Source organism: Rhizobium sp. Leaf311, from assembly GCF_001423445.1.
GTDB lineage: Bacteria > Pseudomonadota > Alphaproteobacteria > Rhizobiales > Rhizobiaceae > Agrobacterium.
Genome location: NZ_LMNZ01000001.1, coordinates 512,646 through 526,130, shown reverse-complemented (window position 1 = coordinate 526,130; position 13,485 = coordinate 512,646). Strand labels below are relative to the sequence as shown.

Below are 13,485 nucleotides of genomic sequence, written 5' to 3'. Positions count from 1 at the left end.
CTGTAGACCGCCGGATCCTGGCATTTATAAGGTCACTATGCCTGCAGAACCACAACGCGGGAACCGACCGGCACACGCTGGTAGAGGTCGATAATGTCGTGGTTCAACATGCGGATGCAACCGCTGGACATTGCGTGTCCGATCGATTGCGGCTGGTTGGTACCGTGCAGACGGAACATCGTGTCGTTGCCGTCGCGGTATAGGTAGAGCGCGCGCGCACCGAGTGGATTGTTCGGGCCGCCCGGCATACCGCCAGCATATTTCAGGTTCCGCTCGGGCTCGCGGCGAATCATGTTCGGCGTCGGCGTCCAGCTTGGCCACTCGGCCTTGCGACCGATATAGGCGTTACCCTTGAGGGCAAGTCCCTGGCGACCGACACCTACGCCATAGCGCATGGCCTGACCGTTACCCATGACGAAATAGAGCCGCCGGGCCGGTGTATCGACAACAACCGTGCCTGCCGGATGCGTCGTGACATAGGCGACTTCCTGGCGACGGAGCTCTGGCTTGATCTGGTCAAGCTGCATTGCCTTCAACGGGAATTTTTCGTCCAGCACGGCAGCATAATTCTGTCTTTGTTGGGTAAAGTTGGTGCTGGCGCAGCCTGCGAGAAAAAGCGGCAATCCAAACAGGACCCCACGGCGAGAAATAGACATGTAACCCCCGGCTCGATCAATCTTTCGATTAACAATTCCTATAATTCTATGGTTAACAAACCTCTAATTGAGCGCGGCATGCTGTTAACAAACATCGATGAAGCCAGGGATGCCAGCTCTCCGCTCACGCTTTCATTTGATGAAATTTTAAGCACCGGACGCCGCACAACCTATGAGAATATTTGGCAAAAGAGGTAGAAGCCCGTGCGCGTGCTTCCTTTTTGCTGAATTTATCAGCGACCAAAGCTGAAACCGCTTATTTTTTGAATATTTAGCGAGCACGAAAGGAGCAAAAATTCTCTCTGGGCATTGTGTATGCTTCTTGCATTGCGAGCGTCCTTGTATTCAAATGGGCAAAAATGGGGAACCTAAAGTTGGCATTTGACGAAATGATAAATGCGGACTCCACGCCGCGAAGCCCATATGAAAAGTATAATGACTGGTATAGCCGGCAGGACAGATCGCACCTGATCCAGAAGTCCAGGGACGCCGAAAACATCTTCCGCAAGACGGGCATCACCTTTGCCGTCTACGGACATGCAGACAGCGCGGAAAAGCTCATCCCTTTCGATATTATCCCTCGAATCATCTCTGGCCGCGAGTGGCGCAAGCTTGCCCAGGGTATCGAGCAGCGGGTGCTGGCGCTGAACGCCTTTCTGGATGACATCTATCACAAGCAGGAAATCATCCGGGCAGGCCGCATTCCCCGTGAGCTGATCGAGCGCAATGAAGCCTTTCTGCCGGAGATGATCGGCTTCAAGCCGCCGGGTGGCGTTTACACCCACATCGTCGGCACGGATATCGTGCGCACCGGCGAAGACCAGTTCTACGTCCTGGAAGACAACGCCCGCACGCCTTCCGGTGTCAGCTATATGCTGGAAAACCGCGAAACCATGATGCAGATGTTCCCGGAACTGTTCCACGAGAACAAGGTCCAGCGCGTCGAAGATTATCCGTACCTTCTGCGCCAGTCGCTGGCATCACTTGCGCCTCCGGGCTGCAAAGGCAAGCCGCGCGTTGCGGTCCTCACCCCCGGCATTTACAATTCTGCCTATTACGAACATTCGTTTCTGGCCGACATGATGGGTGTCGAGCTGGTGGAGGGTTCGGACCTTCGCGTCATGGATGGCAAGGTCAAGATGCGGACGACACGCGGTTACGAAGCCATCGACGTGCTTTACAGACGTGTGGACGACGATTTCCTCGACCCCCTCACCTTCCGCCCTGATTCGGCCCTCGGTGTACCAGGCATCATGGATGTCTACCGTGCCGGCAACATCACCATCGCCAACGCACCCGGCACAGGCATTTCCGACGACAAGGCAATCTATTCCTACATGCCTGAGATCGTCGAGTTCTACACAGGCCGCAAGCCGCTTCTGGAAAATGTGCCCACATGGCGCTGTTCGGAGCCGGACAGCCTCAAATATGTTCTCGACAATCTGGCCGATCTCGTCGTGAAGGAAGTGCACGGATCCGGCGGCTACGGAATGCTTGTTGGCCCCACCGCATCGAAAAAGGAGCGCGCGCTGTTTGCCGACAAGTTGCGTGCACGCCCTTCCAACTACATTGCACAGCCGACGCTGTCGCTTTCGACAGTGCCGATCATGGTGAAGAATGGCATAGCTCCGCGCCACGTGGATCTTCGTCCCTACGTTCTGGTCTCCGACAAGGTAAAGATCATTCCCGGCGGGCTGACGCGTGTCGCACTCAAGCAGGGATCCCTTGTGGTGAATTCCAGCCAGGGCGGCGGCACCAAGGACACCTGGGTACTGGAGGACTAAGCCATGCTGGGAAGAACGGCAAACGGACTCTACTGGATGTTCCGGTATATCGAGCGTGCGGAAAACATCGCGCGGCTGGTGGATGCTGGTATGCGTGTCTCGCTGACGCGCAGCGGCGGCGGCGACGAGGACTGGGATGGCGTGCTGCAGAGTGCAGGCGCCCGCGAGGAATTCCTCCAGCACCATGAGAAGGTGACGTCGGTAGACGCGATCGACTACATGCTGCGCGACAAGGCCAACCCCTCCAGCGTTATGTCCTGCATCGAATTCGCAAGGAACAATGCCCGAATGGTGCGGACCGCCTTGACCCGCGAAACGTGGGAAGCGACCAACGAATTCTGGATCGAGCTCAAAAACCTTCTCGGCCGCAAGGTAAAGGCGGCGGAATTACCGCAGGTCATCGATGTCATCAAGCACAGGGCCGGACTTGTGCGCGGTGCATTCCACGGTTCGATGCTTCGCAATGATCTCTATAATTTCTCCCGCATCGGCACCTTCATCGAGCGTGCGGACAACACGGCGCGAATACTGGACGTCAAATATTATGTCCTTCTGCCCGCGGCAGCCCAGGTGGGCTCATCGCTGGATAATGCCCAGTGGGAATCCATTCTCCGTTCCGTCTCGGCGCACCGTTCCTACGGATGGGTGTATGATGCAGAGTATAGGCCGGCCAATATTGCCGATTTTCTTATTCTGAACGGCAGAATGCCGCGATCTCTTGCCTATTGCTATGAAAAGATCGTCAGTAACCTCAGCTATCTTGCCGAAGAATACCAGGAACGACACAAGGCGCATGATACCGCCGAAGCCATTCAGGCGACTTTGCAGAAAACGACAATCAATCGTGTGATGGATCAGGGTCTCCACGAATTTCTGGAGCACTTCGTCAACAGAAACGCCCAATTGGGCCAGGAAATCACGGATGGCTATCGCTTCTATCAATAAGCGACCGTGAGATGGGGATATGGAATGCGCCTGAAGATCAATCACACGACTGAGTATCTCTACGATGAGCCGGTGCCCTACTCCCTGCAACGCTTGCGGCTGACACCCGCAACCGGGCCAACCCAAACCGTGACAGAATGGGAAGTAACGGTGGATGGCGCCACGCTGGAGGTGCGCTACGACGATCACTTCGGCAACCGGGTGGAGCTCGTGGAGACCGAAGGCCCCCGCAGCGCGGTGAAGGTCGTTGCCCGTGGTGAAGTGGAAACAATCGACAAGGCTGGCGTCTTCGGCGCACATGTTGGCAACGCCCCGCTCTGGCTATTCATGCGCGAGACGCCTCTGACCAAGCCCGGCAAACTGATCCGCGAGCTTGCTCGACAGGCAACAGGTGAAACGCCGCTGGAGCGGTTGCATGAGCTGATGGCGCTTGTTCACCTTGAAGTCGAATATGAAACGGGTTCGACGGGAACGGAAACCACTGCGGAACAGGCGCTGGAAGCCAAAAAAGGTGTCTGCCAGGACCACACCCATATCTTCATCTCAGCTTCCCGCCATATGGGCCTACCCGCCCGATACGTCTCAGGCTATCTCATGATGGAAGACGTGGAACGGCAGATCGCAACCCATGCCTGGGCAGAAGCCCATGTTCCGGGCCTCGGCTGGGTTGGTTTCGATGCCGCCAACAAGCTTTGCCCCGACGAACGCTACGTGCGTATTGCCTCCGGACTGAGCTACCGCGATTGCGCACCTGTCTCGGGAATGCGTGTAGGCCTTTCAGGCGAAAGCCTGTCGGTGTCGGTGACGGTCCAGCAGTCCCAAAGCCAGAGCCAAGGCTAACCCTATATTCCTTCTTCGATTCTTGATCACGGTCCGGTGAGGCCGCGATCACGCTTGCGTCGCGCGGCGGTGTATGGCGCTGCTTTTCTAGCACGGAATATATTTGATTAGGGCCAATTATCGGCCGATCTCGACTTTATTATCTACTTAAAATTCGTATTTTATATTATTATCAATAGCAAAAATAACAGACATATCTGCGAGAAACCCACCAAATTAGAAATTCTGGACGCATTTCTGCTTGCCAAATCCAGAAAGTTCATTGATAAAACCAAAAAAAGTCACATCCTGCGGCTGAAATTTCTTTTTCTAGTTTGCCCTTAAATAGAACCTCCGAACCATATTGATACACACTGATTTCACTCATGTTTTTCGCTATATCGAGACAGATACTTACAGATATTAAGAAATTCGATTTGGTTTAGACTCGACGTAGTCTTCAAGAGATCATCGATCTGCAGTCGTCGTTAACCAATTTTTCACACATTATAGACGATAGTGATAACGGTCATGTGAGGTAGCCGTGAACCGTAACTATTGTTGCGCTCATCGTTTGCCGAAAGTTTTCCTGCGGGGAAGCTCTAATGTCCGATGGCGTAGGGATCAGAACAGGGAATGTTCTGTACGCATGATGCCCTTCCGATGCGCCGGCTCACACGAGCCATGTTCTGCTTAATACTGCTATTGTCCTGAACGGACACTCATCGCTCGGCGTTTCGCCGAACGAAGGAGACACCGTGTCTAATTACGCAAAAGCGCATCCGGGGTAACGGATGCGGCCCAGTGGGTGCGCTGCGTAAAGTCGGCATGTGTGTGTGGCGCTTTGGCCAGTTATCAACGGGGGCACGTGTCCATGACGTCTATTATTTCTTCGTTTTCCATCAAGCAGATTGCAAATCTGTCGACTGCAACTGTAGCGGTTCTCAAGACAGACGATGTCGCCGCTCTGACCACTGCTCAGATCGCCGCGCTTTCGTCGACGCAGATCGGTGCATTCTCCACAGATGCAATTTCCGCCTTTAGCAGCTCAAAGATCAGCGCCATCACGGCGAAGGCGATCGTTGGCTTGTCTGTACCGCAGCTGTCCGCAATCGGCACAGACCAGGTATCCGGCCTTTCGACGACTCAGATCGTCGCCATGTACAGCAGCCAGATCGACGGCTTCACTTCAGACAACATCGCTGCGCTGACAACCACGCAGATCGCTGCCATGAGCGCCACACAGGTCGGCACGCTCGACGCAAGCGAACTCAACAGCTTCACAACCGATGAAATCGCTGTTTTGAGCGCCAAGGCTCTCGCAGGTCTGACGACAGCAGCCATGGGTGGCCTCAACACCGATAAAATTGCCGCTCTGACCACGACACAGGTTGCTACTCTCAACACCGCTCAGATTGCATCGATCACCTCGGAGCAGCTGGGAGCACTCACCACAAACCAGATCGTATCGCTCTCGGCCAAGCAGATCGCTACCGTCACGACCGATGCTGTCGCTGGTCTCCAGACCGGCCAGGTTGCCGTCCTCACCTCCAAGCAGCTCGCGTCGATCACGACCACTCAGCTCGCTGCATTCAACTCTGATAATATTGCTGCTCTGACCAACACACAGGTTGGTGCTTTGAGCTCTGCTCAAATGGCAACCCTCGACGCCGCAGAGTTGAACAGCTTCACGACCTCAGAAATAGCTGCGCTGAATGCAACGGCTCTGTCGACTGTCTCAACAGCCATTTTCTCCGCTCTCAGCACAGAAAATGTCTCTGTATTGACAACTGGCCAGATCGCAAAGCTTACAACCGCACAGGTCAATTCCTTTACGTCCGAGCAGATTGGGGCGTTGACGAGCGGCCAGTTTGCTGGCTTGTCTGCCGCACAGGTAAAATCCATTGCTACCTCGTCTCTCTCGGGCTTGCTGACCGGCCAGGTAGCCGCACTCGGCACCACGCAGCTGGCGGCGTTGACCACGGAGCAATTGGCGACATTCAGCAGCGATAACATCGAAGCGTTGACGCTCTCCCAGGTTGGTGCCCTCACCTCCGCCCAGGTCTCGACGCTGGATGCGGCCGAGTTGAATAGCTTCACCACCACCGAAATCGCAGCCATCAACATCAAGGCTCTCCCCGGCATCTCGGGAGCTGTCCTGGCCGGCCTCAACTCCACAAACACTGCCGCACTGACAACTGCGCAGGTCTCGAGCCTGAGCACTGCCCAGGTCGGCTCGCTTGTTTCCGAGCAGGTTAACGCCCTCACCACCGATCAGGTTGCTGCCCTTACAGTCAAGCAGATCAGCTCTGTCACAACCGATGCCCTCGCTGGCCTCCAGACTGGACAGGTTGCCATTCTCAGCACGAAGCAGCTCGTGGCCATCACGACCACACAGTTTGCAGCTCTGAGCTCCGACAACATCGTAGCACTCACCACCACTCAGGCTGGTTCTCTAACCTCCGCTCAGATCGCAACTCTTGATGCCACGGAACTGAACAGCTTCTCTACCACCGAGCTCGCTGCTCTCAGCACAGCCTCCCTGCAGGGCATCACGACAACCGCTCTGTCTGGCCTCACCAGCGACAACGTGGTTGCTCTGACAACGACACAGGTTTCGAAGCTGGGCAATGCTCAGGTCGCCGCCTTGACATCGGAACAGGTCGGCTCTCTTCTGACTGGCCAAATCAATGCTTTGTCCGCAACGCAGGTCAAGGCGATTGCGACTGCTTCTCTGGCAGGCTTGCAGACATCTCAGGTCGCAGCACTTGGCACGACCCAGCTGACTGCACTCACAACCGACCAGATGGCTGCGCTCAGCAGCGACAACATCGCAGCACTGGGCGACGCACAGGTTGGCCTGCTCAGCTCCGCTCAGGTAGCAACCCTGGATGCCGCAGAACTTAACAGCTTCACCACAAGTGAAATCGCATCCCTGGCGACAAAGGCTCTTTCCGGCCTGACCACCACTGCTCTGAATGCGCTGAATACAGAAAAGCTTGCTGCTCTCACGCCAAACCAGGTCGCAACGCTCAGCACGACACAGATCCGATCCATCACTTCGGATCAGTTGGCTTCGCTTACGACGGGCCAGGTTGTCGCACTGACCTCTCTCCAGGTCGGCGCCTTGACAACTGATATGCTTGCTGGTCTGCAATCTTCGCAGGTTGCTGTCCTCACCAACAACCAGCTGAAGGCCCTCAGCACAGAGCAGCTCCAGGCCTTCACCACTGACAACATTGTAGCACTGACTGTTTCGCAAGTTGGCTCTTTGAGCTCCATGCAGGTAGGCACGCTCAACGCTGCCGAGCTCAACAGCTTCACCACGGACGAAATCGCTGCTCTCAGCACGACATCGCTCTCTGGTATCAGCCCAACTGACCTTGCCGGCCTTGACACTGACAAGGTGGCTGCACTGACGACGGCGCAGGTCTCGAAGCTTACCACAGGCCAGGTCGCGTCTTTGACATCCGATCAGCTGAATGGCCTTTTGACAGGCCAGATCAACAGCTTGACGGCAGTGCAGGTCAAGAAGCTGACGACTGCTGCACTGGCTGGCTTGCAGTCAACGCAGGTTCCATCCATCGGTACCGCACAGCTCGCTGCGCTCACCACGGATCAGCTGGCGGCGTTCACATCTGACAATATTGCAGCACTGACGACGACACAGGTTGCAGTCCTGAGCTCGTCCCAGATGGGAACAATCGATGCAACGGAACTGGGTAGCTTCACCACTGACGAAATTGTACTTCTGACGCCAAAGTCCCTTACCGGCTTGACGACAGCTGCACTTTCCGGCCTGAGCACCGATAATCTTGCCGCCTTCACGACAACGCAGATTGCTGGCCTGAGCGCTGTGCAGATCGGATCCATCACATCTGACCAGATGGCCGTTCTGAAGACTGACCAGGTGGTAGCGTTGACGACAGCCCAGCTGAGCGCCCTGTCAACCGACACACTTGCAGGTCTTAAGACTGACCAGGTTGCCGTGTTGACAACAAAACAGGTGTCCACACTCTCCGCAACACAGCTCGGCTCGTTCAACTCTGACAACATCGTAGCCCTAACGGCTTCGCAAGTTGGCGCTCTGACCTCAACGCAGGTTGCAACGCTCGACGCTGCTGAGCTCAACAGCTTCACCGCAGCAGAGCTTGGTGGCTTGAACACCGCATCTCTGTCTGGCATCACGACCACAGCCTTGGCTGCGCTCACAACGGATAGCGTTGTTGCACTCACAACAGCACAGGTCTCCAAGCTTAGCACAGCCCAAATCGCGTCCTTGACGTCGGAACAGGCTGGCGCGCTGCTCACAGGCCAACTGGCTGCAATGACATCAACTCAGGTGAGGTCGTTGACAACAGACGCTGTGGCTGGCTTGCTCACCGCTCAGGTGTCCGTAATGGGTACCGCACAGGTGGCATCGCTTACCACCGAACAGATGGCTGCCTTCACATCTGACAATATTGCAGCGCTTACCACCACACAGGTAGCTGCACTGACGTCGGGTCAGATGGCAACGCTCGATGCAACTGAGCTTAACAGCTTCACGACAGACGAAATCGCCGTGTTGTCCGCTAAGGCACTCGATGGTCTCCAGACCTCCGCAATCGCCGGTCTGACAGATGCAACGATCAACGCCTTCAGCCAAGCTCAAGTTCAGTCGCTGACCCAGGAACAGGCTGAAGCTCTGGCACAGGCATATGCAGCCGTCTGATCACGGCTGACATACATCACTGAAACAGGAAATGGCGCGGCTTAGGTCGCGCCATTTTTCTTTTGCGGAGGTTGTTTGACTTCCTTACCCTCGAATTAGAAAACCCACAGGTCGGGAAAGGCCTGGCGACGGCTAGCACAATTGAGCCTTCCTGTGCTGATGTCACTCAGACCGATCTATTTTCGAAAGGAGGCTTCCATGCAATCACCCTCGGCAATCCTGGAAACAGTGATCTACGCAACCGATATCGACGCAGCAGAGCGTTTTTATCGGGATGTTTTCGGGCTCGAGATCGTCCGAAAGCTGCCAGAACAGTTTGTGTTCTTCAGATGTGGCCAGCAGATGCTGTTGATCTTCAACGCTGACAATTCCAGTAAGAATGACATCAATAACCCCCTTCCCCGTCACGGGACGACAGGAAGTGGCCACTTCTGCTTTGCTGCAAAAGACGAGGCTGAGGTGCTGGCTTGGAGGGATCACTTCACCTCCAGGGGCATTGCAATCGAACACTACCATCGCTGGCCCAATAACAGCGTGTCCGTCTATATCCGCGACCCCGCTGGCAATTCCGTCGAAGTCGGTGAGACGCAAATCTGGACTGACGATGCGCCATAAAAAAAGCTCCGGACCTGAAGGTCCGAAGCTCATGCTTGCTAACTGTATAGCACTCAGAGCTGTTGGATAACCACCGGCTCTTCCATTTCCACTCTCAGCGCATTGCGCAGCGGCAGGCCAAAGCCATCTGCTTCGATCTCGAATACGTCACCCGCCTCTGGCTTGATACCGTCCGCGAAGGACAGTGTCGCCGTGCCAAACATATGGACATGCACTTCGCCCGGCGTGCGGAACAAGCCGTATTTGAAGTGGTGATATTCGAGATTGGCGAAGGTGTGGGACATATTGTCTTCGCCGGAAAGGAAAGGCTTTTCAAAGATGACCTTTCCATCGCGCAGGATACGGGACGTGCCACGAATATCCGCTGGAGGCGCACCGATGCGGATTTCCGGACCGAAGCTTGCAGGGCGCAGTTTCGAATGGGCCAGATAGAGGTAGTTCATCCGTTCTGTGACGTGATCGGAGAACTCGTTGGAGACCGCAAATCCGACCCGAAATGCCTCGCCCTTGTCGGAGATGACGTAAATCCCCGCCATTTCCGGCTCTTCGCCGCCATCCAGTGCGAAAGACGGCGAGACGAGAGCAGCACCAGGAGCAGTCGCGACGTGGCCGTTGCCCTTGTAGAACCACTCGGGCTGAACGCCCTTTTCGCCAGCCTTCGGCTTGCCGTTCTCAAGACCCATGTTGAACATCTTCATGGAGTCCGTCAGGCTCTCCTGCGATGTTTCGCTGGCCTTCTTATGCATGCTGTCACGCGTCGCTGCTGACCCGAGGTGGGTCAGGCCTGTACCTGTCAGGTGCAGATGGGACGGATCGGGATGGGTAATCGGCGGCAGAACGCGGCCGTCGTCATAAGCAGCTTCGAGATCGACATTGTCGCCAAACCCGTGCGCTGCAATGACATCCGCCAGCGACTTGCCGCTATTGGCCGCTTCCATTGCCAGCGCGTAAACCGAACCGGCATTGTTGATGGCGCGCGCCTGGCCGCCTTCTTCACGAGCGGCAACGATGATGCTTCCGCTTGCATCCTTGATTTGAGAAATCAGCACGGTAGTTCCTTTCAAGACGTTCTGACGCCTGCATCTCATGAAAGTGGCCGGAAACCGGCCACTCTTTTCGTTCACATCGATGGGGTGATCTGACGATCAACCCTTGTTCTTGTTGTAGACGTCGAAGAATACGGCAGCCAGCAATACGAGGCCCTTGACCATCTGCTGGAAGTCGATGCCAAGACCGACAATCGACATGCCGTTGTTCATGACGCCCATGATGAAGGCACCAATCACTGCGCCGGTGATCTTGCCAACGCCGCCGGACGCCGAGGCACCACCGATAAAGCAGGCAGCAATCACGTCGAGTTCGAAGCCAACACCTGCCTTGGGCGTTGCCGAGTTCAAACGTGTCGCGATGATCATTCCGGCAAGACCGGCAAGCACACCCATGTTGACGAATGTGAAGAAGCTCAAGCGTTCGGTGTTGATACCAGAAAGCTTCGTTGCCTTTTCATTGCCACCCATGGCGTAGATCCGGCGGCCGATGGTGGTGCGGCGCGTCACGAAGCTATAGAGCGCAATGAGCACCAGCATCACGATCAGCACGTTTGGCAGGCCGCGGTAGGTCGAGAGCTGATAGCCCAGGAACAGGATCGCTGCGGAAATCAGCAGGTGCTGCGCAACGAAGAAGCCGAACGGTTCAACGTCGATACCGTGGCTCTGGTTTACCTGACGACGGCGAAGAGCGAAGACGAACAACACGGCAGTGATGACCACAGTCAGGACCATCGACGTGGTGTTGAAGCCCTCGATTCCGCCGATATCGGGAAGGAAGCCCGTGCTGACGACCTGGAAGTCGACAGGGAACGGGCCGATGTTCTTTCCGCCCAGCACGAACAGCGTCAGGCCTCGGAACACGAGCATTCCGGCAAGCGTCACGATGAAGGATGGAATGCGGTGATAGGCAATCCAGTAGCCCTGTGCCGCGCCGATCACGCCGCCGACGCCGAGGCATATAAGCGCCGCCAGAAGCGGATTCATGCCCCATTGGACGGTCAGGATAGCGGCAATCGCACCGACAAAGGCGACGATGGAGCCAACGGACAGGTCGATATGTCCCGCGACAATCACCAGCAACATGCCGAGCGACATGATGACGATGAAGGAGTTCTGCAGAATGAGGTTTGTCAGGTTAACCGGGCGAAACAGAATGCCGCCGGTGTAAAACTGGAAGAAAACCATGATGGCCACGAGGGCAATCAGCATACCGTATTCGCGGATGTTGGACCGGATATACGAGCCGACTGATACGACGTTGCTTTCTTCGGTGGATGTGTTGGCCGAACTCATCAGTTCTTCTCCCCTGAGCGCATGATAGCGCGCATGATACTTTCCTGGCTCGCCTCTCCCTTCGGCAATTCGGCGACAATCCGTCCTTCGTTCATGACGTAGATGCGGTCGCAGTTGCCGAGCAGTTCGGGCATTTCCGATGAAATCATCAGAACGCCTTTTCCGTCGGCGGCGAGCTGGTTGATAATGGTGTAGATTTCGTATTTGGCACCGACATCGATGCCGCGTGTCGGTTCGTCCAGAATGAGAACGTCAGGATTCGAGAACAGCCACTTCGACAGAACGACCTTCTGCTGGTTGCCGCCCGAAAGATTGACCGTTTCCTGGAAAATCCCGGAGGATCTAATGCGCAATCGCTTGCGGAAGTCGCTGGCGATCGACATTTCCTTGATCTCGTCAATCACCGTTGCCGACGACACGCCCGCCAGATTTGCCAGCGTGGTGTTGTGTACGATGTTGTCGTTGAGCACGAGGCCGAGATGCTTGCGGTCTTCGGTAACATAGGCCAGGCCCGCATCGATTGCCTTGCGAACCGTGCTGACGTCGACCGGCTTGCCGTGAAGAAGGACTTCGCCGGAAATCTTGTGGCCGTAAGATTTGCCGAAAACGCTCATCGCGAATTCGGTTCGGCCTGCGCCCATCAAACCGGCAATACCGACAACCTCGCCCTTGCGCACGTTGATGTTGATATCGTGCAGCACCTGACGTTCGCGGTGTTGCTGGTGGTAAGCGTTCCAGTTCTTGACTTCGAGAATGGTTTCGCCAATCGGCACATCGCGCGGCGGATAACGATCTTCCAGATCGCGGCCCACCATGTTGCGGATGATGACGTCTTCGCTGATCTCTTCCTTGTGACAGTCGAGCGTCTTGACGGTCATGCCATCGCGCAGAACCGTGATCTGGTCCGCAACCTTGCGCACTTCATTGAGCTTATGCGTAATGATGATGGATGTCAGTCCCTGCTTGCGGAACTCGATCAGCAGGTTCAGAAGCGCCTCGGAGTCGCTTTCGTTCAAGGACGCGGTGGGCTCATCGAGAATGAGCAACTTCACGCTCTTGGACAGCGCCTTGGCGATTTCAACGAGCTGCTGCTTGCCGACACCGATATCGGTGATCAGGGTTTCAGGAGATTCCTTCAGACCGACCTTCTTCAACAACTCGCGCGTACGATTGAACGTTTGCTGCCAGCTGATGACCCCATTGGTGGCCATCTCGTTTCCGAGAAAAATGTTTTCGGCAATGGAAAGAAGCGGCACGAGCGCCAGCTCCTGGTGAATGATAATGATGCCGATTTCTTCACTGTCATTGATCGCGCGGAAATTACGCAGCTGACCTTCGTAGTGAATTTCGCCTTCATATGTGCCGGCGGGGTAAACGCCTGAAAGGACCTTCATGAGGGTCGACTTTCCGGCACCGTTTTCGCCGACGAGTGCGTGTATTTCACCTTGGCGAACCTTGAGGTTCACGTTTTCCAGAGCTTTCACGCCCGGAAACGTCTTGGTGATATTCCGCATTTCGAGGATGGTATTGTCCATATCGCAATCCAGCGCCGTACAATCCGGCGTTCTTATGTGAAGAAGCGGGGATGAACCATGTCCATCCCCGCCACG

At 55.6% G+C, this 13,485-nt stretch carries 9 protein-coding genes; 5 read left to right on the top strand and 4 right to left on the bottom strand.

All coding sequences use genetic code 11. The annotated features are described in order from the left end of the window. Positions 1-35 precede the first annotated feature (35 nt). Positions 36-656, bottom strand: a complete 621-nt coding sequence (locus tag ASF69_RS02510; RefSeq protein ID WP_062584989.1) for a L,D-transpeptidase — start codon at positions 654-656, stop codon at positions 36-38. A 374-nt stretch (positions 657-1,030) separates the two neighbouring features. Between ASF69_RS02510 and ASF69_RS02505 the strand changes: the two genes are divergently transcribed. The 5 genes from ASF69_RS02505 to ASF69_RS02485 all read left to right on the top strand — a co-directional run bounded on the left by ASF69_RS02505 (position 1,031) and on the right by ASF69_RS02485 (position 9,533). Continuing rightward, positions 1,031-2,440, top strand: coding sequence for a circularly permuted type 2 ATP-grasp protein (locus ASF69_RS02505; protein WP_062584988.1), 1,410 nt, complete (start codon positions 1,031-1,033; stop codon positions 2,438-2,440). 3 nt (positions 2,441-2,443) lie between these two features. Beyond that, positions 2,444-3,385: an alpha-E domain-containing protein gene (locus tag ASF69_RS02500; protein ID WP_062584986.1), complete on the top strand. Its 942-nt coding sequence runs from the start codon at positions 2,444-2,446 to the stop codon at positions 3,383-3,385. Between the two features lie 24 nt (positions 3,386-3,409). Then, on the top strand, positions 3,410-4,225 hold the full coding sequence (locus tag ASF69_RS02495) for a transglutaminase family protein (protein WP_062584985.1): 816 nt from the start codon (positions 3,410-3,412) through the stop codon (positions 4,223-4,225). Between the two features lie 853 nt (positions 4,226-5,078). Further along, complete coding sequence (locus ASF69_RS02490; protein WP_062584983.1) at positions 5,079-8,918, top strand: hypothetical protein; 3,840 nt, start codon at positions 5,079-5,081, stop codon at positions 8,916-8,918. A gap of 198 nt (positions 8,919-9,116) precedes the next feature. Continuing rightward, positions 9,117-9,533 (top strand): VOC family protein, encoded by a 417-nt coding sequence (locus ASF69_RS02485; protein WP_062585611.1) that lies wholly within the window; start codon positions 9,117-9,119, stop codon positions 9,531-9,533. Positions 9,534-9,586: 53 nt separating this feature from the next. Here ASF69_RS02485 and araD1 read toward each other — a convergent pair whose 3' ends face one another. The 3 genes from araD1 to gguA form a co-directional block, all read right to left on the bottom strand. Next, complete coding sequence (gene araD1, locus ASF69_RS02480) at positions 9,587-10,582, bottom strand: AraD1 family protein (RefSeq protein WP_062584981.1); 996 nt, start codon at positions 10,580-10,582, stop codon at positions 9,587-9,589. Between the two features lie 96 nt (positions 10,583-10,678). Continuing rightward, positions 10,679-11,875: a multiple monosaccharide ABC transporter permease gene (gene mmsB, locus ASF69_RS02475; RefSeq protein ID WP_062584979.1), complete on the bottom strand. Its 1,197-nt coding sequence runs from the start codon at positions 11,873-11,875 to the stop codon at positions 10,679-10,681. Then, on the bottom strand, positions 11,875-13,410 hold the full coding sequence (gguA, locus tag ASF69_RS02470) for a sugar ABC transporter ATP-binding protein GguA (protein WP_062584977.1): 1,536 nt from the start codon (positions 13,408-13,410) through the stop codon (positions 11,875-11,877). The genes mmsB and gguA overlap by 1 nt, the downstream gene beginning before the upstream one ends. Positions 13,411-13,485 lie beyond the last annotated feature (75 nt).

Excerpts from the sequence above, each read along its gene's own strand:
- mmsB (WP_062584979.1), bottom strand. The coding sequence starts at position 11,875 with ATGAGTTCGGCCAACACATCCACCGAAGAAAGCAACGTCGTATCAGTC.
- gguA (WP_062584977.1), bottom strand. The coding sequence starts at position 13,410 with ATGGACAATACCATCCTCGAAATGCGGAATATCACCAAGACGTTTCCG.
- ASF69_RS02500 (WP_062584986.1), top strand. The coding sequence starts at position 2,444 with ATGCTGGGAAGAACGGCAAACGGACTCTACTGGATGTTCCGGTATATC.
- ASF69_RS02495 (WP_062584985.1), top strand. The coding sequence starts at position 3,410 with ATGCGCCTGAAGATCAATCACACGACTGAGTATCTCTACGATGAGCCG.
- ASF69_RS02510 (WP_062584989.1), bottom strand. The coding sequence starts at position 656 with ATGTCTATTTCTCGCCGTGGGGTCCTGTTTGGATTGCCGCTTTTTCTC.
- ASF69_RS02490 (WP_062584983.1), top strand. The coding sequence starts at position 5,079 with ATGACGTCTATTATTTCTTCGTTTTCCATCAAGCAGATTGCAAATCTG.
- ASF69_RS02485 (WP_062585611.1), top strand. The coding sequence starts at position 9,117 with ATGCAATCACCCTCGGCAATCCTGGAAACAGTGATCTACGCAACCGAT.